At 35.6% G+C, this 22,172-nt stretch carries 19 protein-coding genes, 1 pseudogene and 1 riboswitch; of the genes and pseudogenes, 15 read left to right on the top strand and 5 right to left on the bottom strand.

Going from position 1 to position 22,172, the window contains the following annotated elements; translation table 11 throughout:
* Nucleotides 1-8: 8 nt before the first annotated feature.
* Complete coding sequence (locus tag RCJ96_RS10470) at nucleotides 9-1,433, bottom strand: amino acid permease (protein WP_074609016.1); 1,425 nt, start codon at nucleotides 1,431-1,433, stop codon at nucleotides 9-11.
* Between the two features lie 147 nt (nucleotides 1,434-1,580).
* Nucleotides 1,581-1,764, bottom strand: a riboswitch (Lysine riboswitch).
* Nucleotides 1,765-1,964: 200 nt separating this feature from the next.
* On the opposite strand from RCJ96_RS10470, the gene racE reads away from it, so the two are divergent.
* On the top strand, nucleotides 1,965-2,795 hold the full coding sequence (gene racE, locus RCJ96_RS10465) for a glutamate racemase (protein WP_416504276.1): 831 nt from the start codon (nucleotides 1,965-1,967) through the stop codon (nucleotides 2,793-2,795).
* Between the two features lie 89 nt (nucleotides 2,796-2,884).
* Nucleotides 2,885-3,202, top strand: a pseudogene (locus RCJ96_RS10460) (DUF3626 domain-containing protein); the annotation flags it as partial.
* Between the two features lie 79 nt (nucleotides 3,203-3,281).
* Here the strand turns inward: RCJ96_RS10460 and gapN are convergent.
* Nucleotides 3,282-4,721, bottom strand: a complete 1,440-nt coding sequence (gene gapN, locus RCJ96_RS10455) for an NADP-dependent glyceraldehyde-3-phosphate dehydrogenase (protein ID WP_416504275.1) — start codon at nucleotides 4,719-4,721, stop codon at nucleotides 3,282-3,284.
* Nucleotides 4,722-5,310: 589 nt separating this feature from the next.
* On the opposite strand from gapN, the gene RCJ96_RS10450 reads away from it, so the two are divergent.
* The 5 genes from RCJ96_RS10450 to RCJ96_RS10430 all read left to right on the top strand — a co-directional run bounded on the left by RCJ96_RS10450 (nucleotide 5,311) and on the right by RCJ96_RS10430 (nucleotide 11,650).
* Nucleotides 5,311-7,071, top strand: coding sequence for an ABC transporter transmembrane domain-containing protein (locus RCJ96_RS10450; RefSeq protein WP_074609023.1), 1,761 nt, complete (start codon nucleotides 5,311-5,313; stop codon nucleotides 7,069-7,071).
* Nucleotides 7,068-9,068, top strand: coding sequence for an ABC transporter ATP-binding protein (locus RCJ96_RS10445; RefSeq protein WP_074609025.1), 2,001 nt, complete (start codon nucleotides 7,068-7,070; stop codon nucleotides 9,066-9,068). The genes RCJ96_RS10450 and RCJ96_RS10445 overlap by 4 nt, the downstream gene beginning before the upstream one ends.
* Before the next feature lie 336 nt (nucleotides 9,069-9,404).
* Nucleotides 9,405-10,202, top strand: coding sequence for an amino acid ABC transporter substrate-binding protein (locus RCJ96_RS10440; protein ID WP_000732860.1), 798 nt, complete (start codon nucleotides 9,405-9,407; stop codon nucleotides 10,200-10,202).
* Nucleotides 10,189-10,887, top strand: a complete 699-nt coding sequence (locus RCJ96_RS10435) for an amino acid ABC transporter permease (RefSeq protein ID WP_000281494.1) — start codon at nucleotides 10,189-10,191, stop codon at nucleotides 10,885-10,887. Before RCJ96_RS10440 ends, RCJ96_RS10435 begins: the two co-directional genes overlap by 14 nt.
* Nucleotides 10,888-10,915: 28 nt before the next feature.
* Nucleotides 10,916-11,650: an amino acid ABC transporter ATP-binding protein gene (locus RCJ96_RS10430; RefSeq protein ID WP_000623609.1), complete on the top strand. Its 735-nt coding sequence runs from the start codon at nucleotides 10,916-10,918 to the stop codon at nucleotides 11,648-11,650.
* Nucleotides 11,651-11,701: 51 nt separating this feature from the next.
* Here the strand turns inward: RCJ96_RS10430 and sasP are convergent, their stop codons facing one another.
* Nucleotides 11,702-11,905, bottom strand: coding sequence for a small acid-soluble spore protein, SasP family (gene sasP / locus RCJ96_RS10425; protein WP_000013338.1), 204 nt, complete (start codon nucleotides 11,903-11,905; stop codon nucleotides 11,702-11,704).
* Nucleotides 11,906-12,259: 354 nt separating this feature from the next.
* On the opposite strand from sasP, the gene RCJ96_RS10420 reads away from it, so the two are divergent.
* On the top strand, nucleotides 12,260-12,505 hold the full coding sequence (locus tag RCJ96_RS10420) for a hypothetical protein (RefSeq protein ID WP_000510467.1): 246 nt from the start codon (nucleotides 12,260-12,262) through the stop codon (nucleotides 12,503-12,505).
* A gap of 16 nt (nucleotides 12,506-12,521) precedes the next feature.
* On the opposite strand, the gene RCJ96_RS10415 is transcribed toward RCJ96_RS10420, so the two are convergent.
* Nucleotides 12,522-13,982: a YheC/YheD family endospore coat-associated protein gene (locus RCJ96_RS10415; protein WP_074609028.1), complete on the bottom strand. Its 1,461-nt coding sequence runs from the start codon at nucleotides 13,980-13,982 to the stop codon at nucleotides 12,522-12,524.
* Between the two features lie 20 nt (nucleotides 13,983-14,002).
* Nucleotides 14,003-15,055, bottom strand: a complete 1,053-nt coding sequence (locus tag RCJ96_RS10410) for a YheC/YheD family protein (RefSeq protein WP_074609029.1) — start codon at nucleotides 15,053-15,055, stop codon at nucleotides 14,003-14,005.
* 134 nt (nucleotides 15,056-15,189) lie between these two features.
* On the opposite strand from RCJ96_RS10410, the gene RCJ96_RS10405 reads away from it, so the two are divergent.
* The 7 genes from RCJ96_RS10405 (at nucleotide 15,190) to RCJ96_RS10375 (ending at nucleotide 22,159) form a co-directional block, all read left to right on the top strand.
* On the top strand, nucleotides 15,190-16,326 hold the full coding sequence (locus RCJ96_RS10405) for a DUF445 domain-containing protein (protein WP_416504273.1): 1,137 nt from the start codon (nucleotides 15,190-15,192) through the stop codon (nucleotides 16,324-16,326).
* A 142-nt stretch (nucleotides 16,327-16,468) separates the two neighbouring features.
* Nucleotides 16,469-16,825, top strand: a complete 357-nt coding sequence (locus tag RCJ96_RS10400; protein WP_000164606.1) for a YlbF/YmcA family competence regulator — start codon at nucleotides 16,469-16,471, stop codon at nucleotides 16,823-16,825.
* 237 nt (nucleotides 16,826-17,062) lie between these two features.
* Nucleotides 17,063-17,308, top strand: a complete 246-nt coding sequence (locus tag RCJ96_RS10395; RefSeq protein WP_048558033.1) for a hypothetical protein — start codon at nucleotides 17,063-17,065, stop codon at nucleotides 17,306-17,308.
* Between the two features lie 122 nt (nucleotides 17,309-17,430).
* The gene (locus tag RCJ96_RS10390) at nucleotides 17,431-19,734 is read left to right on the top strand and encodes an ATP-binding protein (protein WP_446699781.1); all 2,304 of its coding nucleotides are present in this window, start codon (nucleotides 17,431-17,433) and stop codon (nucleotides 19,732-19,734) included.
* A 35-nt stretch (nucleotides 19,735-19,769) separates the two neighbouring features.
* Complete coding sequence (locus RCJ96_RS10385) at nucleotides 19,770-20,426, top strand: response regulator transcription factor (RefSeq protein ID WP_074609034.1); 657 nt, start codon at nucleotides 19,770-19,772, stop codon at nucleotides 20,424-20,426.
* A 231-nt stretch (nucleotides 20,427-20,657) separates the two neighbouring features.
* Nucleotides 20,658-20,981 carry an LPXTG cell wall anchor domain-containing protein gene (locus RCJ96_RS10380; RefSeq protein ID WP_074609036.1) on the top strand — a complete coding sequence of 108 codons (324 nt, stop codon included), beginning with the start codon at nucleotides 20,658-20,660 and terminating at the stop codon, nucleotides 20,979-20,981.
* 410 nt (nucleotides 20,982-21,391) lie between these two features.
* On the top strand, nucleotides 21,392-22,159 hold the full coding sequence (locus RCJ96_RS10375; RefSeq protein WP_139302840.1) for a WxL domain-containing protein: 768 nt from the start codon (nucleotides 21,392-21,394) through the stop codon (nucleotides 22,157-22,159).
* Nucleotides 22,160-22,172: the final 13 nt, after the last annotated feature.

The following is a 22,172-nucleotide window of genomic DNA, read 5'->3' as shown; positions in this document are numbered from 1 at the left end:
AAATTGCGTTATGCAACTTGCCCGTTTTTCTTTTCGTTATTTTTTTTCTGATCACGATTCATTAATGGATAGAAAGCAAAGCCGATTACGAATAAACCAATTCCGAGAAGGAACGTTTTTATATCGGCTGCGCCTGTTTTAATAACCCATAGTGCGTAGCAAAGTGCAATTACTGCGACTATACCATCTGTAATTCTTGCCCGCATTTCATTTTTATACGTCTCACCAGTAGCGACTAGTTTTAACTGGAAGATTGGTGAAACGAGATATGGAATGAGATAGGCGAGTGTTGATACGGTAATAACGAATGTATAAGCTTCCGCAATTGTTCCTGATAATGTTGAGAATAAGAACACTTGCGACATAATGTTTGTTAATCGTAATGAATAAATTGGACTTCCTTTTTTGTTTGTTTTTGCGAAGAAGGAAGGGAAGAAACCTTCTTTTGCTGCTTGATACGGTACTTCTGAGCTTAATAAAATCCAGCCTAAGATGGAACCGAAGAGGGAAGTAAGAGCAAGTAATGCCATCAGTTTCCCGCCGCCGTGACCCATTGCAGCATTTAATGCATCTGCTAACGGACGTTCTGAGGCTTGTAATGTATCAACGTGAAGTACACCCATTGTTAAAATTGTAATTCCTAAGTAAATCGCAACTGTAATAAGTAATCCAGCAACTGTTGCGCGTTTTACTGTTTTTGGAGAAACAGCACGGTTTGATAAAAGAACGGCTGATTCAATTCCGATAAATGCCCAAAGCGTTGTAAGAGCAGCTAAATTTACTTGTGAAAGAAGGCCGTGTGATACACCTGATTTATCGATCATCGGCGTGTACCATTGTCCAAACTTAGAAGCTTCGAATGCAAATAACGTAACGACGATGAATAATAGGAATCCAGTTACTTTCGTTGTTGTTGCTAAGAAGTTTAGCTTTCCAGCTCCGCTTACACCGTTTGTTAATATAATATGAGTTCCCCAAAGTAAGATGGAACAAATCGTAAATGTAATTAGTTTTCCGACTTCTACGTTAAACGAACCGATTGAAAATAGTAGTCGTGTATCTTTCATAATTGGGAAGAAGAGTGATAAATATCCCGCAAATGATGTAATGATGGCAACGTTACTTGCCCAGTTTGCAACCCAATATCCCCATACCATACTGAAACCAGCCATTTTTTTCTTTTTTGGTGTTGAGAATAAAGCATATGCATGACTTTGTGGTCCTGTCGTTAAATCAGGACGACGAATTGCTAAATTACCGAAAACAAGAGCTAGCATTAAAACACCAAACCCTGTTGTTAACCAAGCTAAAGTGACACCGAGAGGGCTTGCTGTTTGTGCCAACGTACTTGGCACCATGAAAATCCCAGCGCCAACCATATTACCGACAACGAAAGCTGTGAGTACCCAAAAGCCCCATTTTTTTTGTTGCATAGAAAATACCTCCAAAGTTAGTATAACCAAGTCAAGCGAGGAGATATGTATGTCTTCCTGAGTCAGGAAGAGAAGTCCCAAACAAAACAAAAAAAGCACGTAATTTGCCGCTACATGCTTTCTATCTTATAAGAAACCCACGACATACCTCTCGATAGCTCTCCACAAACGAAACGTTTGTGACAGTTCTGCACTTATTAAGTAGCAGACCCAGCAAGCGTGCATGGTGGACACGGGCTTACTTCGGCAATCATTCCTTTCTCATTCTTTCATCAATGCCACTACATCTCCTGAAATGATACTCTTAATGATTGCAACCTCTACCTCACCGAGATACGAATGAGGATTTAAATATTAATTTAACGTATTTAAGAGTAACAAATGAATTTTTATACGTCAATGGATATAGTAATAATCAGATTATAGAGAAGAGTTTGTGATTAAAAGTAAGAGGGATTATTATGTAATATTGAATTTTCATAATATAATAAATGTTGTTGGCGCTAGATGATTGAAAAGGGGATGAAGTATATGGCTGTATGTCATAAACATTCAGTAATAGGTGTGTTAGATTCGGGAGTTGGGGGATTAACAGTTGCGAGCGAAATTATAAGACAATTGCCTAAAGAGAGCATTTATTATATTGGTGATAATGAGCGTTGTCCGTATGGGCCAAGAAGTGTAGAAGAGGTACAATCTTTCGTATTTGAAATGGTTGAGTTCCTTAAACAGTTTCCGTTAAAAGCTCTAGTTGTAGCATGTAATACTGCTGCAGTTGCTGCATTGGCTGCGTTGCAAGAAGCACTTTCTATTCCGGTTATTGGCGTTATACATCCGGGAGCGAGAGCGGCTATTAAAGTGACGAAGAAAGGGGAAATCGGAGTAATTGGAACTGTAGGTACGATAAAATCTAATATGTACGAAAAAGCATTGCATGAGCTTGATACATATTTGAAAGTGCATAGTCACGCGTGCCCGACTTTAGCTACAGTTGTAGAAAATCAATTAGAAGATACAGCATATGTAACCGAGCAAGTGAAACAAGCTTTACTGCCATTAATGAAAGAAAATATAGATACGCTAATTCTCGGATGTACGCATTATCCACTTTTAGAGTCCTATATTAAAAAGGAACTAGGGGAAGATGTAACGATTATTAGCTCTGCGGAAGAAACAGCGATAGAGTTAAGCACAATTTTACAGCATAAAGGAATTTTGTCTGACAATCTGAATCCTGAGCATCGCTTTTTTACAACAGGCTCTGCCTTATCATTTGAACATATTGCTGAGCGTTGGCTAGGATATCACATTTCTGTAGAATGTGTGGATTTACCCGTAAAGAATGCTCGCATCTGTAATTAGACTGTATGAAAGTACTTTTTGTTTAATAAATTAGGTTAGTTGCATAAGAAGGAAAAAATGCACTTTTAATTGAAAGGATTAAGGTCATTTCAATTAAGGGTACGGATGTAGGAAGAACTTTAGAAGAAATTTGCCTGAAGTATGCTATTGATTTGTATTGGCATACAGGTTTTGTACTTATGGTAGACGACGTTCCAATGGATTTTAGAGGTTCAAAAATGCCATCTTTAGCAAGACGCATTGCACGGAATCATTGTATCGATGCAAATATAATCGGTTCTGCTGTAGCGGATTTGAAACGCAATCCATTATCTTGGAGTGATCGTGGAACTTATGAAGAAGTGCTTCAGGAATTAAAATTATTATGGCATGTTTTAGTTCGATTTGGAAAACCAAATCGGAAGTAGAACGAAATACTTCGTTTTTGGGAAGTATCTATATAGAAAAGAAGCTGACCTAAAATTAGATCAGCTTCTTTATATAAGATTAAACTAAGTTTAATACAGTTACTTTTTCACGTGTCATAGACTCAAGGCTCTTACGGATACCTTGTACGCCCATACCTGAACCTTTTACACCGATGAATGGGAAGTGGTCAGGACCGCGCTCTGTGCGTCCGTTAATTTGAACAGAACCAGTTTCGATTTTGTTAGCAATTGCAAATGCTTTGTTAATGTCTTTAGTGAAGACACTTGCTTGCAGACCGAACTCTGATTTGTTAGCAATTTCAATTGCTTGCTCATCTGAAGAAACACGGATGATTGGAAGGATTGGGCCAAAAGGCTCTTCCCAAGCAACTTTCATTTCTTCAGTTACGTGGTCGATTAATGTTGGGTAAATTAAGTTACGCTCACGTTTGTTACCGATAACGATTGTAGCACCTTTTTCTACAGCGTCGTCAACTAAGCCTTGAACGAAGTCAGCAGACTTATCGTCGATTAATGGAACGATTGTGCTGTCTTGTTCTGGAGATCCAACTGATAGTTTAGCTACTTGCTCTTTTAATAAGCCAACAAGCTCGTCTGCTACGTTTTCGTGTACAAGTACACGTTTAATAGCTGTACAACGTTGACCAGAGTAAGAGAATGCACCGCTTACGATATGGTTTGCAGCATCTTGTAAGTCAGCATCTTCACGAACGATACCAGGGTCTTTACCACCAAGTTCTAATACAAGTGGAATCATTGAAGCTTTTTTCGCTAAATGTTTACCTGTGTTTGTACCACCTGTGAACGATACCATATTGATGCCTTCGTGTTCTACTAAGTAGTCACCAATTACAGAACCACGTCCTGTCGCTACGTTTACAAGACCTTTTGGAAGGCCAGCTTTATGAAGTGCTTCCACCATTTTAATACCACTAATTGCACCTTGAGTTGCTGGTTTGAAAATAACAGCGTTACCCATAATTAATGCTGGTGCAAGTTTTGCAGCAGATAAGTTTACTGGGTAGTTAAATGGTGCGATTGCTAATACAACACCAAGTGGTGCGCGTTGGATAATCGCAAGTTTTGATTTTGTACCGCCCGGGAAGCTATCGCCCATCATGCTTTCTCCGTGCATATGTAAAGCTTCTTCGATCGTATAACGAATGAAATCAGCTGTACGAACAACTTCTTTCTTCGCATCTTTATATCCTTTACCGACTTCTTTCATAATGATATCGGCAATTTCATCTTGCATATTTACGAGCTCATCAGCCCATTTATATAAATACTTTGCGCGATCTTGTAGAGAAGCTTCAGCCCATGATTTTTGAGCTTCCTTTGCAGATGCAATTGCTTCATCTACTTCTCCGCGAGTAATTGCTTGTACTTGTCCAATTACTTCGTGTAAGTATGGAGATGGAATTTCGATTGTTTCTCCTGAAGAGCTTTCTCTCCATTCTCCATTTAAATAAAATTTGTACGTATTGCTAGTTGTCATGATTAGTCCTCCTAAAATAGCAACTTGTAAGAGTGAGTATAAGGTGATTGTATGGGGTTTGATAACATTTTTCAAATGAAATATTTGTGAAAACGATTTCTTATGAAGTTTTTATTTTGTATGCCCTTTCTTACAGAACATTCCCTTCTTTCGAAATGATGGATCATATATTTTTATTCAATTTGTAAAAAAACAATTGACAGAATACTCAATAAAGTTATAAGATTATAAATGGAAAATAAATGAAGGGGGTGTGCGTAATGATTGTAATCGTAAATGTAATGGGTTTAGCTCTGTTAAATGGCAGAAAACATTTATATCATTACGCAACCCGTGCGGATATATAGGGCATTTTTGTCTTATAAAAAGCGTACGTTGCGTATATCGTAACGTACGCTTTTATGCATTTTTGTGCATATCGTCAAGCGGCGGTATGCTTTTTTTTGTTTATTTTCCATGTTACTAAATAAAACTTTGGAAGGTGGAAAAATGTGATGAGATTGTATGGGTTACGAAATGTAAATGTAATGGGTCTGGATAGCGGATAAAGAAATGAGAGATAAACGAGAACGAGAAGGGAGAGATTACATTGTTTTCAGTATTACTAAAGTTAAAGTGGTTTTTTAAGGAGCACTGGAAGAGATATAGTATCGCCATTGGAGCTCTTTTAATTGTGAATATAGTGGAAGTTATCCCCCCGAAAGTGTTAGGGGTTACGATAGATAATATAAAAACAGGAACGTTATCGAACGAAGCTATTATACAGTCTATTCTTATTTTAATAGGAGTTACAATCATTGGATATGGTCTCACTTTCGTATGGCAACATCAACTGTTTGGCGGAGCATTCGTACTAGAGAAGACGATGCGTTCTAAATTTATGGGACATTTACTTAAAATGACGCCGACGTTTTATCAAAAAAATCGTACTGGTGATTTAATGGCGAGAGCGACAAATGATTTAAAAGCAATTGCTATGACAGCTGGTTTCGGTATATTAACGCTCGTTGATTCGAGTTTATATATGCTTACGATTGTCTTTATGATGGGATTTACAATTAGTTGGGAGCTTACATTTGCGGCGCTTATACCGCTTCCAATTATGGCGTATGCGATGAATATATATGGAAAGAAATTGCATGAAAGATTTACAGTTGCGCAAGATGCGTTCGGTGATATGAATGATAAAGTACTTGAGTCAATCGCTGGTGTGCGCGTGATTCGTGCATATGTACAAGAAAATGCAGATCAAGAAAGATTTCATCAGTTAGGAGATGACGTCTACGAAAAGAATATGAAAGTAGCTAGAATTGATGCACTATTCCAACCAACTGTGAAAATGCTTGTCGGTCTTAGTTATTTAATTGGTCTAGTGTATGGCGCATATCTTGTATTCCAATCAAAGGTGACACTTGGTGAACTCGTTTCCTTTAACGTGTATTTAGGGATGATGATTTGGCCGATGTTTGCAATTGGTGAATTAATCAATGTTATGCAAAGAGGAAATGCGTCACTCGACCGTGTAAATGAAACGTTAGCGTATGAACCAGATGTAAAGGATCCGAAACATCCAAAGCTTGTACAAGAGCCGGATTATATTCAGTTTGATGATGTTACCTTTTCATATCCTTCATCAACTGAAACAAATTTAAAAAAGGTTTCGTTTACATTAAAACAAGGGGAAACGCTTGGGGTTGTTGGAAAAACAGGAAGCGGAAAAACGACGCTCGTACGTCAGCTTCTTCGCCAATATCCGCTTGGAGATGGAGATATTGCAGTCTCTGATGTGACATTAGATAAAATGACGAATGAAAATGTGCTTGGGTGGATTGGTTATGTACCGCAGGAACATATTTTATTCTCAAAAACAGCGAGGGAAAATATTTTATTCGGAAATCGAGAAGCGACTGAAGAGGAACTCGAGAAAGCGATTGAAATTGCAGCGTTTAAAAAAGACTTAGAGTTTTTACCAGAAGGGTTAGAAACGCTCGTCGGAGAGAAAGGTGTTTCTTTATCAGGAGGGCAAAAACAAAGGATTTCGATTGCGCGAGCTGTTATTCAAAATCCGGAAATATTAATTTTAGATGATTCTTTATCAGCTGTTGATGCTCGTACGGAAGCAGCGATCATTGAAAATATAAGAACAGAAAGAGGCGGAAAGACGACGATTATTACGACGCACCGTTTATCTGCCGTACAACATGCGGATTGGATTCTCGTGATGGATGAAGGAGAAGTAATAGAAGAAGGTACGCATGATCAGCTTATCCAAAAGGGAGGCTGGTATGCGGAACAGTTTGAAAGACAACAGGGAGAAAGTGAAAGTGCGGATAGTGGGGTGAAAATATGAGCGTTTCAAAACGATTGTTTCAATACGCAATGAAAGTAAAAGGGACGATTTTTGCAGCGATGCTAATGTTATTTATTTTCGTCATCGCAGAGCTTGCTGGTCCTTTCGTCGCGAAAACGATGATTGATGATCATATCGTTGGAATAGAGAAACCTTGGTATGAAACAGAAAAGAGTGAAGAGGCTGTTTCGTATAATGGCACCTTTTATAAGCGAAGCGATCGCTTCCAGGAAGGTGAGAAAAAAGGAAAAGAAGTACGCGTGATGCAAGTCGGTTTTCAATATTATTTTGTACCGAATAAAGTAAATGCGGAAGGGTCACGGACTGTAAAAGGTGATATGATTACCGTTCAAAATGGTAAGGCGGTGCAAGTGTATAAAGCGAAAGCATTGACGAAAGAAGAAGTGTTTGCGTTTTATAAACCAGAAATAAACCGACTATTATTACTTGGTGGTGGCTATTTTGCTTTATTAGTAGTCGTATCATTGTTTGCATACGGAAAGCAGTTTTTCTTACAGAAGGCAGCGAACAAAATTATTCAAATTATGAGGGAAGATGTCTTTTCTCATATTCAAACGTTGCCAATTCGTTATTTCGATCATTTACCAGCAGGGAAAATTGTGTCGCGTGTAACGAATGATACAGAGGCTATTCGTGATTTATATGTAACGGTGCTTGCAACATTCGTTTCAAGTATCATCTATATTATTGGGATATTCGCTGCGCTATTTTTACTTGATGTAAAATTGGCGACGTTATGTTTACTCATCATCCCAATTTTAATTGTTTGGGCTATTTTATATAGAAAGTACGCGTCTGTATACAATCATAAAATGCGTTCGCGTTTATCTGATATTAACGGAACAGTGAATGAATCCATTCAAGGGATGCCAATTATTCAAGCGTTCCGTCAAGAGCGTGAAACGAAAAAAGAATTTGAAGAATTAAATGGCGATTATTTTAAGTATCAAAATAAAATTTTGAATTTAAATGCAGCAACTTCTCATAACTTAGTAGGTGTATTAAGAAATATCGCTTTCACAGGTGTGATTTGGTATTTCGGTGGTGCTTCATTAAGTGCTACAGGCGTTATTTCTCTAGGGATACTATATGCGTTCGTTGATTATTTAACACGATTATTCTCACCGATTACAAATATGGTGAATCAGCTTGCTAACTTAGAACAATCGCGCGTTGCATCAGAACGTGTTTTTGAATTGTTAGAGGAAAAAGGGGAAGCAGTAGAAGAAGAACGTATACCTCGCTTACAAGGAAATGTGAAGTTTGATAATGTGTCGTTTTCTTATAATGGAAAAGATGAAGTGTTAAAAAATATTTCATTTGAAGCGAAACAAGGCGAGACAGTCGCACTTGTCGGTCATACTGGCTCAGGAAAAAGTTCCATTATGAATGTACTTTTTCAGTTTTACGAGTTTGAAAAAGGAAAGCTTACGATTGACGGTCATGATGTAAAAGAGATGCCGAAACAAGCAACTCGTGAACATATGGGAATCGTATTGCAAGATCCGTTTTTATTTAGCGGAACAGTAGCATCTAATGTTAATTTAGAAAATGAAAATATTTCAAAAGAGCGCATTGTAAAAGCATTGCGTGATGTAGGTGCTGAAAGATTTGCGAACAATATAAATGAAGAAATTACGGAGAAAGGAAGTACACTTTCAACCGGAGAACGTCAGCTTATATCGTTTGCTAGGGCGCTCGCTTTTGACCCAGCCATTTTAATTTTAGATGAAGCGACATCTAGTATCGATACAGAAACAGAGGCGATGATTCAACAAGCGCTAGAAGTTGTGAAAAAAGGAAGAACGACATTTATTATTGCCCACCGTCTTTCAACAATTAAAAGTGCAGATCAAATTATCGTGCTTGATAGAGGGACGATTTTAGAAAAAGGGTCTCATGATGAATTAATGAAAAAGCGCGGGCGTTATTACGATATGTACAAAACGCAAATGGAAGGGAATCAGAGCGCTTAATAGGTATGGGGAGGAACTTGTGATTTTCACAAGTTCTTTTTTTAGTGAATCACGGCAATTAAATAAGAAGTATTATTTTACCTTTCGTACAATAAATGCTATATTAAAAAATGTTACTTATTTTTTGTATGTAGCATTATTTTACCTTTCGTACAATAAATGCTATATTAAAAAATGTTACTTATTTTTTGTATGTAGCATTATTTTTCCTTTTTGTTTGATTATGAAGAAAAAGGATAAACTAAATAAGAACATTTTCATTGAAAAATTGTTCAAGATTGCATACAATCAATATAGTTTTTAAATTCCTATCAGAATACTTGGAGGATTACCATCATGAAGAAATTATTTTCAGTGCTTGCAGTAACTACATTAGCGATCGGGATTGTAGCCGGCTGCGGTAAAGAAGAGAAAAAAGATACAGCTAGTCAAGACGCGTTACAAAAGATTAAACAAAGCGGTGAACTTGTAATTGGTACAGAAGGTACATACCCACCATTTACGTTCCACGATTCAAGCAATAAATTAACTGGATTTGACGTTGAACTATCAGAAGAAGTTGCAAAACGTTTAGGCGTAAAACCTGTATTTAAAGAAACGCAATGGGATAGCTTACTTGCTGGTTTAGATGCAAAACGTTTCGATATGGTTGCAAACGAAGTTGGTATTCGTGAAGACCGTCAAAAGAAATATGACTTCTCTAAACCGTATGTTTCATCTTCAGCGGCATTAGTTATCGCAAAAGATAAAGATAAACCTGCTACATTTGCTGATGTAAAAGGATTAAAAGGAGCACAATCTTTAACAAGTAACTATGCAGATATCGCTAAGAAAAATGGTGCGGAAATCGTTGGTGTAGAAGGATTTAGCCAAGCAGCAGAACTATTAGCTTCAGGACGCGTTGATTTCACAATCAATGATAAATTATCAGTGTTAAATTATTTAGAAACGAAAAAAGATGCGAAAATTAAAATTGTAGATACAGAAAAAGAAGCTTCAGAAAGTGGATTCTTATTCCGTAAAGGTAGCACTAAGCTTGTACAAGAAGTAGATAAAGCGTTAGAAGATATGAAAAAAGACGGTACGTATGACAAAATAACGAAAAAATGGTTTGGTGAAAATGTATCTAAGTAGTGCATTGATTTCAGATCGATTGTCTACTTGGATAGATATTATGCAGACTTCCTTCATGCCTATGCTGAAGGAAGCTGTTTTTACGACAATTCCATTAACGCTTATTACATTTATTATCGGTCTTATACTGGCAACGTTAACGGCGCTTGCACGTATTTCAGGTAGTCGTATTTTACAATGGATTGCTCGTATCTATGTATCTATCATTCGCGGAACGCCACTTCTTGTACAGTTATTTATTATTTTCTATGGTCTGCCAACTCTTAATGTTGAAGTTGAGCCATATACAGCAGCAGTTGTTGGATTTTCATTAAATGTCGGTGCGTATGCATCTGAAATTATTCGTGCTTCTATCCTTTCCATTCCGAAAGGGCAGTGGGAAGCAGCTTATACAATTGGGATGACATATCCGCAAGCGTTAAAACGTGTTATTTTACCGCAAGCAACGCGCGTATCAATTCCGCCGCTTTCGAATACATTTATTAGCTTAGTGAAAGATACTTCATTAGCATCGTTAATTTTAGTAACAGAAATGTTCCGAAAGGCGCAGGAAATTGCGGCAATGAACTACGAGTTTTTAATTGTTTATTTTGAAGCAGGTCTTATTTATTGGGTTATTTGTTTCTTATTATCAATCGTACAACAGATGTTAGAAAAGCGTTCAGAACGCTACACATTAAAATAATCCTTTTACAAAAGGAGTTTTTGTTTTTATGATTTCAATTCAGCACTTACAAAAAAGTTTCGGAGATAATACCGTACTAAAGCATATAGATTTAACAGTTGAGAAGGGCGAGGTTGTTGTTATTATCGGGCCGTCTGGATCTGGTAAAACGACATTCCTGCGTTGCCTTAACGTATTAGAAACGCCAAACGCTGGTAATATTCGTATCGGTAATAAAGAGCTTAACTTCTCTCAAAAAGTAACGAAGAAAGATATTGTCAATCTTCGTACGCAAACAGGTATGGTATTCCAGCACCATAATTTATTCCCGCATTTAACAGCACTTCAAAATGTAATGGAAGGGCTCGTTACAGTGAAAAAGATGGGGAAAGAAGAAGCGAAGAAAAAAGCAAACTATTTCCTTGAAAAAGTGGGTCTAGCAGATAAAGTGGACTTATATCCGTTCCAATTATCAGGCGGACAACAACAGCGCGTTGGAATTGCACGCGCGCTTGCGATGGAGCCGGAAGTGTTACTATTTGATGAACCGACGTCAGCACTTGATCCTGAACTCGTTCAAGAAGTTCTGAAAGTCATGAAAGAACTTGCTAAAGAAGGTATGACGATGGTCATTGTAACGCACGAAATGCGCTTTGCACATCAAATTGCAAACCGCGTTATTTTCATGGATGGCGGTGTCGTTGTCGAACAAGGTACACCAGAAGATGTATTTACAAATCCAAAAGAAGAACGTACGAAGAAGTTTTTACAAATGTTGCAATAAATGAAGGAAGGTCTCAAGGCATATGCCTTGAGACCTTTTTGCCATATATATTTATTTGTGGAATCCGCCAAGGCTTTGCTCAGCCATTGCAACTAGACGTTTTGTGATTTCGCCACCAACAGAACCGTTAGCACGAGCTGTAGAATCTGCTCCTAATTGTACACCAAATTCTTGAGCGATTTCGTACTTCATTTGGTCGATTGCAGCTGTTGCTCCTGGTACTACTAATTGATTTGAAGAATTTTGGTTTGCCATAGGAATATATCCTCCTTAGAGTTATAAAAATTTTTTGGTTGGACTAGCTGGAGTTGAACCAGATTATCGCCCCGTTTGGCGCTAATCCATCGGTAATTAAGTTTGTACTCATAGTATGGATGTTACCTAGAAAGATATACGAAATAATAATTTGTAAATTTTGTAAAAAAATCTTAGGGATTTCGTAAATTATGAAATAAGAGTAATCGTTGTATTTTTTAGAAAGAAGGCTAAACTAAGAGCGATATGAAATATATTTTCTTTTTGTATCCTGCTATTTTGAGGTAAATGTAAGTAAGAACGGGGCAAGCCGCTCCTATACGTAGCTAGATACAATTATATGGAGGAATCGTGATGGGAATTTGCCCGCTTTGCAACGCATTAGAATCACAAACATATTCTTGTCAAAATTGCCAAAGTATACTCCAAGATTATGGGAAGGCTGTAGATTACATAGACGATTATAGTGCGTATATGGACCAAGAATTATTAAGTGCAGTAGATGGATTGACACATAATAATTCAAATGAATATTGCAATCATATTTTTTATTGCGGAGTATGTAACGTGGAAACAGAGTTTGTAGTAAAACTTGTGTAAATAGAAAACTTCCACCTTATGAATGAGGTGGAAGTTTTTGTTTTTGTATTTGTGAGTGAATCATAGGAGACGGAATATGCTCGTTGTTTGAGGAAGTCTCTGATTTTATTTGAGACATTTTTTCTTTTGTATCGCGCAAAGAGTGTTCAGTTAAGTAGATGGCATATTCGTAAAATAATTGGCGCGTTAGTTCACTTTGTTCTTTTAACTTGGCATCTTGGAATACAGTTCGCCCTGGTTTAGAGTTTGCTTCAAAGAGCCATGGGTTTTCCTGCGTGTCTAAACCGATATCAAAACCGATTTCGCCAATATTCCCGGTTACTTGTTCATCGAGTGCGTAACTAATTTGTAAGGCTGTATGTTTTAATTTATTTTCAATTTGAATTTGTTTCGTTGAATCAGGAAAAAGTTCTTGCAGCAATTTCGTATCGCCACCGCTATTTACATGCGTTGTTAAGCTACCTTTGCCAGCAATTTTTGCGACGATTGCGCTGACCATCCATTGGCCAAAATGGTTTTTATTTGTATGAATGCGGAAATCAACAGGTTGCCCATCGAAACGAAGTAAGGAAATACCTTGTTGTACAATAAATTTTTTTAAATCATGCCCTTTTAATACATGGTTCAAAAGCGTTTCTAATGATTGGTACTTTCTTAGTTTATTTTCTTCGTTTTCACGATAACGACAGTAGTAGCAATTCTCTGTTTGGGAATAAAATATTTGATGAATGTTTCTACCGAAGCTACCATGAATCGGTTTCATATAAATGGATTTATACGTTCCGAGAAATCGTTCCACTTGTTCGAAGTGCTGAAATGTTTCTGTGTTTGGTAATAACGGCATAATGGATTCATCTTTCATAAGAAGTTGATGCACTTCCCATTTATTAAAAAAACCTGGGTTAAACCATGGAATCGAATAGTCATGCTCTAGTTTTCTTTTTGCTCTTACGATCGGTTTATAATTTTCGGCTTTCCGATTGGGTAATCGATCGTAAATGACATTCGGTAAAGGTACTTTTTTCTTTATCCACTGTTCTTCTTGAAAGAAATATCCTTCAATTGTTTCGTCTTCCCAGTTTATATGTTGTACACCAAAAACGAATACAAATGGTTGCAAGGTGAATGGCGGCGTTAGTAATTCGCTAAGAGAAGTTGAGCGGTTCCCTAAAGGATTAGAAGCGTCATCGTTAAAACCAGTTGTAAAAATCCCGATTAATGGCCCGAAAATAATCGTTTCATTTTGAGTGAATGCATGGATAGTAGTGGAATGAGGCAGTAAAAGTTTCTCTGCAATTTGTTTTCCAATAATGATTTCGCGAGTAAAGGAATAATGAATTTTTACCTCTTCACTTGCAACATGGCGTAGGCCGAAGGAAAGGGATGTAATTGGTGGTGTGATGGAAAAAATATAAGGTAAAGTAATACTATTTGGATGTTCATCTGAAATATTTAACGTATATATGTGCTCTTTCAAAATAGACTTACCCCCTTTCTTTATGGTGTAAAGCGACTAAATTGTAATGGTCCGTGATATATTTTTTCTGCTAATGAGTCACTATGACGAATGTAATGTTCGTACGGGGGAATCGTGTTGACATACATAAGCCAAATTGCCCCCTTTTGATCCATAATTGTGGAAAGCTCTAGCTCGAATAATGAAGAATAAGATGCATCTAGCGTTTGAAACACTTCATTTATAATGTCTTGTAAAGCGTCTTGTAATAATTGTACACCGGTACTAGATAGTACGTATTTAATTTTTGAAAATGCATGCAGCGAGGAATCCTCTGGTGCCGATAGTAAAAGTTGATTCGGAAATGAACTTTTTTGTATAAACTGACCGATAACGTTCCACTCATGTTCTTTATTTTTTTGCAAAACAGTTCGAATATGGAGTGGGTATGTTAATTGATTTGGAGGTTGCAGCATTGTATGCGTGATGTAACGTGCTGATCGTATATGAGATTTGTACCAAGATATAAATTCATCAGTCCGTTTAATTGGAGTAGAAGTATGGTAGGCATCATTTATCGTATCAACATGAAACGTTTTATTTTTATAAACGACCCGGTACAAACTTTCATTGGAATGTGCGTTAGTAGGACGTATAATAATATCTTTTGTTTTTAATAACAGTTTGAAAATATTTTGTATCGTTGCTATTTCAAATTTTGGTATATAAGGAGATAATTTTTTATTCGTGAGAAATACATCATGTAGTTCGCTTAAGTCAATGAGTGTGTTATTTAAAAAGGTAGTGGAAGGACGAGTGTGTAATGAGCGAATAATTGACTTTGCTTTTTCGACGTTTGTTTCCTCGTTAAAAGAAGAACGATCGTATATATAAGAAGGAATAGGGAATATTTGCTCTTTCCATTTTCCTGTATCCGTATCATAAATCAGACCAGAAACAAGATCTGTTTTAGGATCAATACCAAATGGCGTAAACTGGGCAACGACATTATGATAAAGCCGAGCGCGTTTAGCGATTTCGGTGTAATACGTTTGCTCATAATGAGGGTGAGAAGTTAAAATACCGAGAACCAACGAAATCACTCCTTTACTAACAAAATGTTGGCATAATAGGCGAAGCTATATATTGCAAATACGTTTTTATACCATTATACTTTTGTCCGTATGATGATATGCTATAGTTTTGGAGAAGCGAAAGGTTGATTGTAATGAATATATGGTTAAGTATGTTAACGACGACAGGGCTCGGAGCAATTATTGGAGGATTTACAAATCATTTAGCGATAAAAATGTTATTTCGTCCTCATCGTCCTATGTATATTGGGAAGTTTCAAGTGCCATTTACACCAGGATTAATTCCGAAGCGCCGCGATGAGCTTGCTGTTCAATTAGGGAAAATGGTTGTAGAACATTTGTTAACTCCAGAAGGAATCGGCAAGAAGTTAACGAATGAAGAGTTTCAAAAAGGTTTAATCCACTGGGCACAAATAGAAGTGGATAAAGTAATGACGAATGAACAGTCACTGCGACACATGTTAGAAAAATGGGACGTAGCGCATGTAGAAAAAGAAGCAACTGAGAAAATCGAACAGGTGATTACAGAAAAGATTCAGGCATTTTTAGAAGAGTACTATACATATACATGGGAACAAGCTTTACCTCATTCTGTTCATGAGAAAATAGAGAATGCGATTCCAAATGTTTCGGCATTTATTTTAGGGCGAGCAACTCAGTTTTTTGAGAGTGAAGAAGGTAAAGCACGTCTTTCAAAAATGATTGATGATTTCTTTGCTTCTAGGGGAACGCTACTTAACTTAGTCGGAATGTTTTTAGGGAATGTAAGTGTAGTGGATCGTGTGCAGCCTGAGGTTATTAAGTTTTTAGGGCAGGATGGCACAAAGCAGCTTTTAACTGAAGTACTGCAAAAAGAGTGGGAAAAGTTAAAAGGAAGAGATGTAAAAGAAGTAGAAACGTTTGTAGAAAAAGAAATGATTGTAAGCTCCATATTGTCTGCAGTTAAAGTGGAGGAAACAGTGAGTAAGTTTTTAAATCAATCTGTGCAGCAAGTATGTGAGCCAGTTCGAGAAACAATTATGGAAAAGGTAGTTCCAGGCGTAGTAACGAAAGGCTTGAAGTGGGGGACGGAAAACGTAGAGAGCATTCTAAACAATCTACATCTTGCAGAAATTGTCCAGCAAGAAGTGTCTACATTTTCAACGGAGAGACTAGAAGATTTAGTTCTGTCCATTACAAAAAATGAACTAAAAATGATTACGTATTTAGGTGCCTTATTAGGCGGTATGATTGGAATCGTGCAAGGTTTATTACTGTTGTTTCTTAAATAATAAAATACGTACATACAAATAAAAGTGAAATTTCTTCACATCTCTTGCATAGTTTGATATGGTAAGAAGAGGTGCGTATGTAAATGCACGTAAAAGGCAGTGCGAGAGAAAAGCGCTAGCCTTCTAAAGGAGGAAAAATAAAATGACAAAAAACATTCATGATGTAGCATATGAATTACAAAAAGCAATCGCTGAAAACGATGACTTCAAAACGTTAAAAGAGAGCTACGCAGCAGTTCAAGCTGATGCAGCTTCAAAGAACTTATTCGATGAGTTCCGTACAATGCAACTTAGCCTACAACAAAAAATGATGCAAGGCCAAGAAATCACTGAAGAAGATAACCAACAAGCACAAGAAGTTGTAGTTCGCATTCAACAAGATGCTAAAATTACAAAATTAATGGAAACTGAGCAACGCCTAAACGTTGTAATCGGCGACGTTAACAAAATTATCATGAAGCCACTTGAAGAATTATATAGCGCGCAACAACAAGCGTAATCGTGGAAGACGCCCCTTGTATGGGGCGTTTTTTTGTTTTAGAAAAAAGAGCTTACATTCAAATTTTTCACTTTGAACAAGAGAAACTGCGTGTAAAATAGATATATTTCTATATACGAATATTCTTTTTCGGTGAAGCGCAATTAATTTTCGGTGAAATATGAATAAACTTTCATTAGTATTAACTAAGGTTTTTCTGTAAAATTACATATTAGAAAAAGAGGAGGAAGGTGAACTGTGAGGCATTTTATCGATTTATATCACTTTAAATCTGAAATAGCATTGAGAAAGTCGGTACATGTGATGATAGAAAGTGATTTTTTTTATCAAAATTCTGAGGTAGTAGGAATTTTACTTATAAATGAGTTGAAAATTAGGATAAATAATATTAGCATTGCAACTAATAAAGTAGAAATCTATAAAATAAATGATGAATTCCACCTAACAAATGTGGATGATAATGTAAAAGTTATTCTGTATTAGAGGATAACTATATTTTTTGCGCTTTTAACTATTAAATCGCATCTTTTACTTTAATTAATTTCTGATGAGAAGATATGAAAAATTGAGTTAGTACTTTAGCTAAAAAGGAGTTTTGTACGAAAGTGGTTCGAGTATTTAAGTATGAATATCAATTGATTGTGACATTACTATCGCTTAGTTTATTTAGTTATTTTGCAGTCGAAATCATGTTATATCCTAGGGTAGGGATTGGGATAGAGGAACAAGGAAATCATTTTGTGATTAATAATATTGCAAAGAATGGCTGGGCAGCAGAACAAGATATAGAAGTGGGGGATATTATTGAAAAAATAGATGGTATTCCACCTAATGATGACTCTAATATTGCATTATATTGTGCTACTGAGAGGGCAAATAATATTACGGTAAAGAAAAATGGAACAATAGAGGAGTATAAAGTAGATTATAGTCCGTATGATCAGCAATTGGTTTACCATCTTTTTTTACCAACTGTGTTTTTTCTAACATGCTTTTTTATATCGACATATATTTTAATACGTGCTCCGCATTTGAATGCAGGAACGAAAGATTTAATCTATTTTCTTCATTGTTTAGGGATGAGTTACATTAGTATTATGGCAGGACTAAGAAAAGATTTAATAGCGTATATTGTAGTTGCCATTTCTTTAATGTACTCAGTTGTCTTTTTTGTAAAATTTATGGATATGTTTATGAAAACCTTGAAGATAAGGTTTATAACAAAAACAAAATTAATCTATATAAATATGATAGCGTTCATTTTGGTTTGTTTAACTATTTTTATCTATTTAAAATATAATGATTTATCGACGAAGTACATTATAGTGTTAAGTTCTTTTTTATTTTTATTAACAGTGTATGTTATGTTTAGATTTTATTTTAAAAGTAGAAAAAGTTATTACTTTAAGTTTATAAGAATTATTATTATGAGTGCAATCATATCAGCGATGCCGTTTATATTCTTATTTTTAATTCCTAATTTGATAGATGAAAAAGAAATAATAAGCGTTGAGATGGTAGCGATCTTTTTTTTATTGGTCCCAATTTGTATTTTCTATATGATTATTGAGGGGAAAATATTTGATTTTAACTTTATCATTCGTAGAGTTCAGTATTATGCTTTGCTCTCTATATGTTTAACTGGTTTCCTCGTTATATTAGGAATTATAATTTTTCACAATACGAGTGATAACATATTAGATATCATTCGATTTGCTTGTATCGTATTTGTATCGTTAATGCTTGTTTTCTTTATAAAGGATTATTTGGATTTTAAATTAAGGAAAAAATTATATCATTCTCAGAAAAATTATCAGTTTAGTTTACATCGATTTTTACATCAGGCAAAAAATGAATATAAGTTTTCAAACTTAATTGTTAGCATAAAGAGAGAGATTACTGATGTATTAAGAATAGAGGAAATATGTTGCATCGAAGTGAGTAAAGGGGATAGTTCTTTCCGAATTATTGGTGATGAAGTTGTTTCTGAAGATGTGCTAAAGCAATTGAATGGATATCAGTTAGAGACATATAATGTTGGTTCAATTATAAAATTAGAAGATCACTTTGTATTTGTTTTGTCCATTTCAGCAAAAACAATGATTGTATTGCTATGTAAACATAATAATAGAAGAGGTTTGAATGTTCAAGAAATTGGCTGGTTAGAGACACTATGTAGTTATGCTGATTTATTATTAGAATGCTCACATCAAGTGGAAGATTTAGTGAATCAACTGCAAACGATTAATGAACCGAAACAGCCTCCGATGTGGCTTTCAAAGTTACTATTTAATTTGTCTGAAAAAGAGCGAGCGAATTTGGCGAGTGATATTCATGATGGTGTATTACAAGACCAAATACGCTTATCTAGGAAATTAGAGGCATATCATAAAGATATTCCAGATGCTAATATGAAAATTATAATTAACGAAGTATATGAAGATGTTTTAGATCATATTTATGTCATTCGTGAAACATGTAATAATTTACGTCCTCCATTTTTATATGAATTAGGTTTAAAAAAAGCATTATTAGATTTATTTAAGCAAGTAAATCTTAAAGCTACATTTTTCTTCTATTATGAAATTCAAGATAATATTATCCTACCTAATGTAGAATATGAACAAGCAATTTATAGAATTATTCAGGAGTTATTGAATAATGCATTAAAGCATTCGAAAGCGTCTAAAGTTACAATTCGATTGTATGAACAAGATGGATATTTGAAATTAACTTATGATGATGATGGGGTAGGAATAGGGCTAGATTTAGGTGAATTAAATCATTCTTATAGTAGTTTAGGTTTATCTGGAATTGTAACTAGAATTCATAGTTTAGATGGAGAAATTTCAATAGATTCAAAGGCGAATAATGGATTGAAGCTTAAAATCAGTATGAAAAAGCATTAATTAATGCAATCTTTAAATGTGGAAGGGATGAGAAAATGATTTCTGTTCTTGTTGTAGATGATCATGTTGCAGTTGGCTTAGGAACGAAAGCATTAATTGAAAGATATGATGATATACAAGCTGAGGTTTTACATGATAGTGAAGAAATAAGAGAAGTCATACAAAATAAGCAGTATGATGTATATTTAATAGATTTACAAATGCCGAAAATAAATGGTTTAGAGCTTTCTAAATATATACTTAGTGTGCAACCAGAGGCAGCTATTCTTATTTTTACAGGGTTTGATGTGTTTGCACATTATAATTTATTAATGGATAACGGAGTACTTGGTGTATTAAGTAAAACTTCTTCCGAGAAAGAAGTGATAAACGCAATCCGTCATGCTGTGAAAAAAGAAGTAGTTCTCCCTTATCAACTTGTAAGGCAGTTAAGGGTAGTAGAAAATGCGTCTAATATAAATATAGAAGGCGAAATGAAAAATATAGTTTCTTTAAATGATGAAGAGAAGATGATTCTAGTTGAAGTTGGTAAAGGAAAAACAAATAGAGAGCTTGCGGAAATATTAAACTTAAGTCAAAGATCGGTAGAATATAAATTGACCGATATATTTCATAAGTTACAAGTTTCATCAAGAATGGAAGCCGTACAAAAGGCGAAAGAACTATGGTTTATCCCATCCATAAATTTTTAATTTAAAATAGATAAGTAAAAAGCCCTTTCTAATTTTATAGAAAGGGCTTTTTGTAAGATAAAGTTTTTCTCAAATATTACACCGAAATAGAATTGCGTGGTGATGCGTGTTCTTTTCGTTTCGATATTAGTAATTCATAGTTAATCTAGAAATGGGATTATATGATATAAGTAGTAAATTAGGATGTTAACATGTAATTTCTGATATTAGAATATAAAGGAAGGAGATAAAATGATTAAAAAATATAGTTACACTTTAATAGCGATTTTTTCGCTTTTAATCGCATGTAGCTCCCCGGAACAAATTTTAGCAGAAAGTGTGAGTTCGGAAGCTGGAATTACGTTTTCTAATAGCGATGTTTCTCCGACTACAAATCCAAATAAACCGGATGATGCTAACATAGATGCGAATAAGAATATTAAAAGTGGTATATTACCGAAAACAGGTGGGGAAACCTCTAATTTACTTCAAATTATAGGTTTCTTTATTCTTTCTATTGCAGTAGTAATGTTAGTTACAAAGGTAGGAAATTACAAGGGGAGAAGACTGGTATAGTAGAAGAAGTTAGTTGTAAAAACGAGAGAGACAAAAACGATTTCATTGTTTTTGTCTCTCTCGTTTTTTTTATGTTTTTGCGCCATCGCGAATGTTTTTTTGCGTGATAACGCCCTTTTTTTTCGTTTTGGTGTTCAAGAAGGATAGCTACAATAGGGATTGGTCTCCAAAATGGAAAAGTTTATCCCGCTATTTGTGGGCAGTAAAAAACCCACCTCAAAATTGGGCTGGAGCAAAGAAGTTAGTTCAGAGATTAACTGCCCGCAACCCCCCACTAATTATAGTTCCACTTTATGAGGAAGGTATTTTTATTCAATCGTTTATTCACTTGTTAAAGGTAGTTCTCGAATGAGATGGAATGGCTACTTTAGCATGGTTAATAAAAATATAAAGATTTAAGGAGAGAGATTATGAACAAGATGAAATTAGGAATTGCAGCATTTGCTAGTGTTGCAGTACTAGGAGTTACGGAGTTAGGGATGCCTGTATCAGCAGCCGAATATAAAACGAATGGTGTAGTGGAATTTACGCCTAATATGGATGTAACAAATCCTGTCGATCCAGAAAATCCAGATCCAAATAATCCGGTTGAGCCAATTGATCCAACAAACCCAGAGGGCAAGCCGAATGTTGGAACAGCAGGACCGCTAAGTATTGATTATGCATCATCTTTAGATTTTGGTAAAAATAAAATTACTGGTGCGGATGCAGTGTATTATGCAGAACCACAAACTTACAGTAACGGTACAAAAGCAACTGCAAATTATGTACAAGTTTCTGATAAACGAGGTACAAACGCAGGCTGGACTTTGAAAGTAAAGCAAGAAGGTCAATTGAAAAATGATGCAACACAAAATAAAGAGTTAACGGGTGCTCAAATTAAAATCAGTACTATTGAAGCAGAAAGTAATGCAGAAGGTATTACGAAACCAACTACACAGCCGGTTGAACTGAATCCAAATGGAGATGAGTCGTTAGTAATGGAGGCAAAAAACGGTTCAGGAGCGGGGACTTGGGTAGGACGCTTCGGCTCTCTTGAAGATGTTACGATTGACGGTCAAGCGGTAAAGAAAAATACAGCAGTAACTTTAACGATTCCTGGTAAGACAGCGAAGGATGCAGTTGCGTACACTACAAAATTAACGTGGACTTTATCAGATACGCCAGCAAATAACTAATAAATATAGTATA

It is taken from the genome of Bacillus sp. BSL6 (assembly GCF_052928345.1).
The sequence above is the reverse complement of the archived record's forward strand: the minus strand, read 5'-3'. Positions and strand labels throughout refer to the sequence as shown.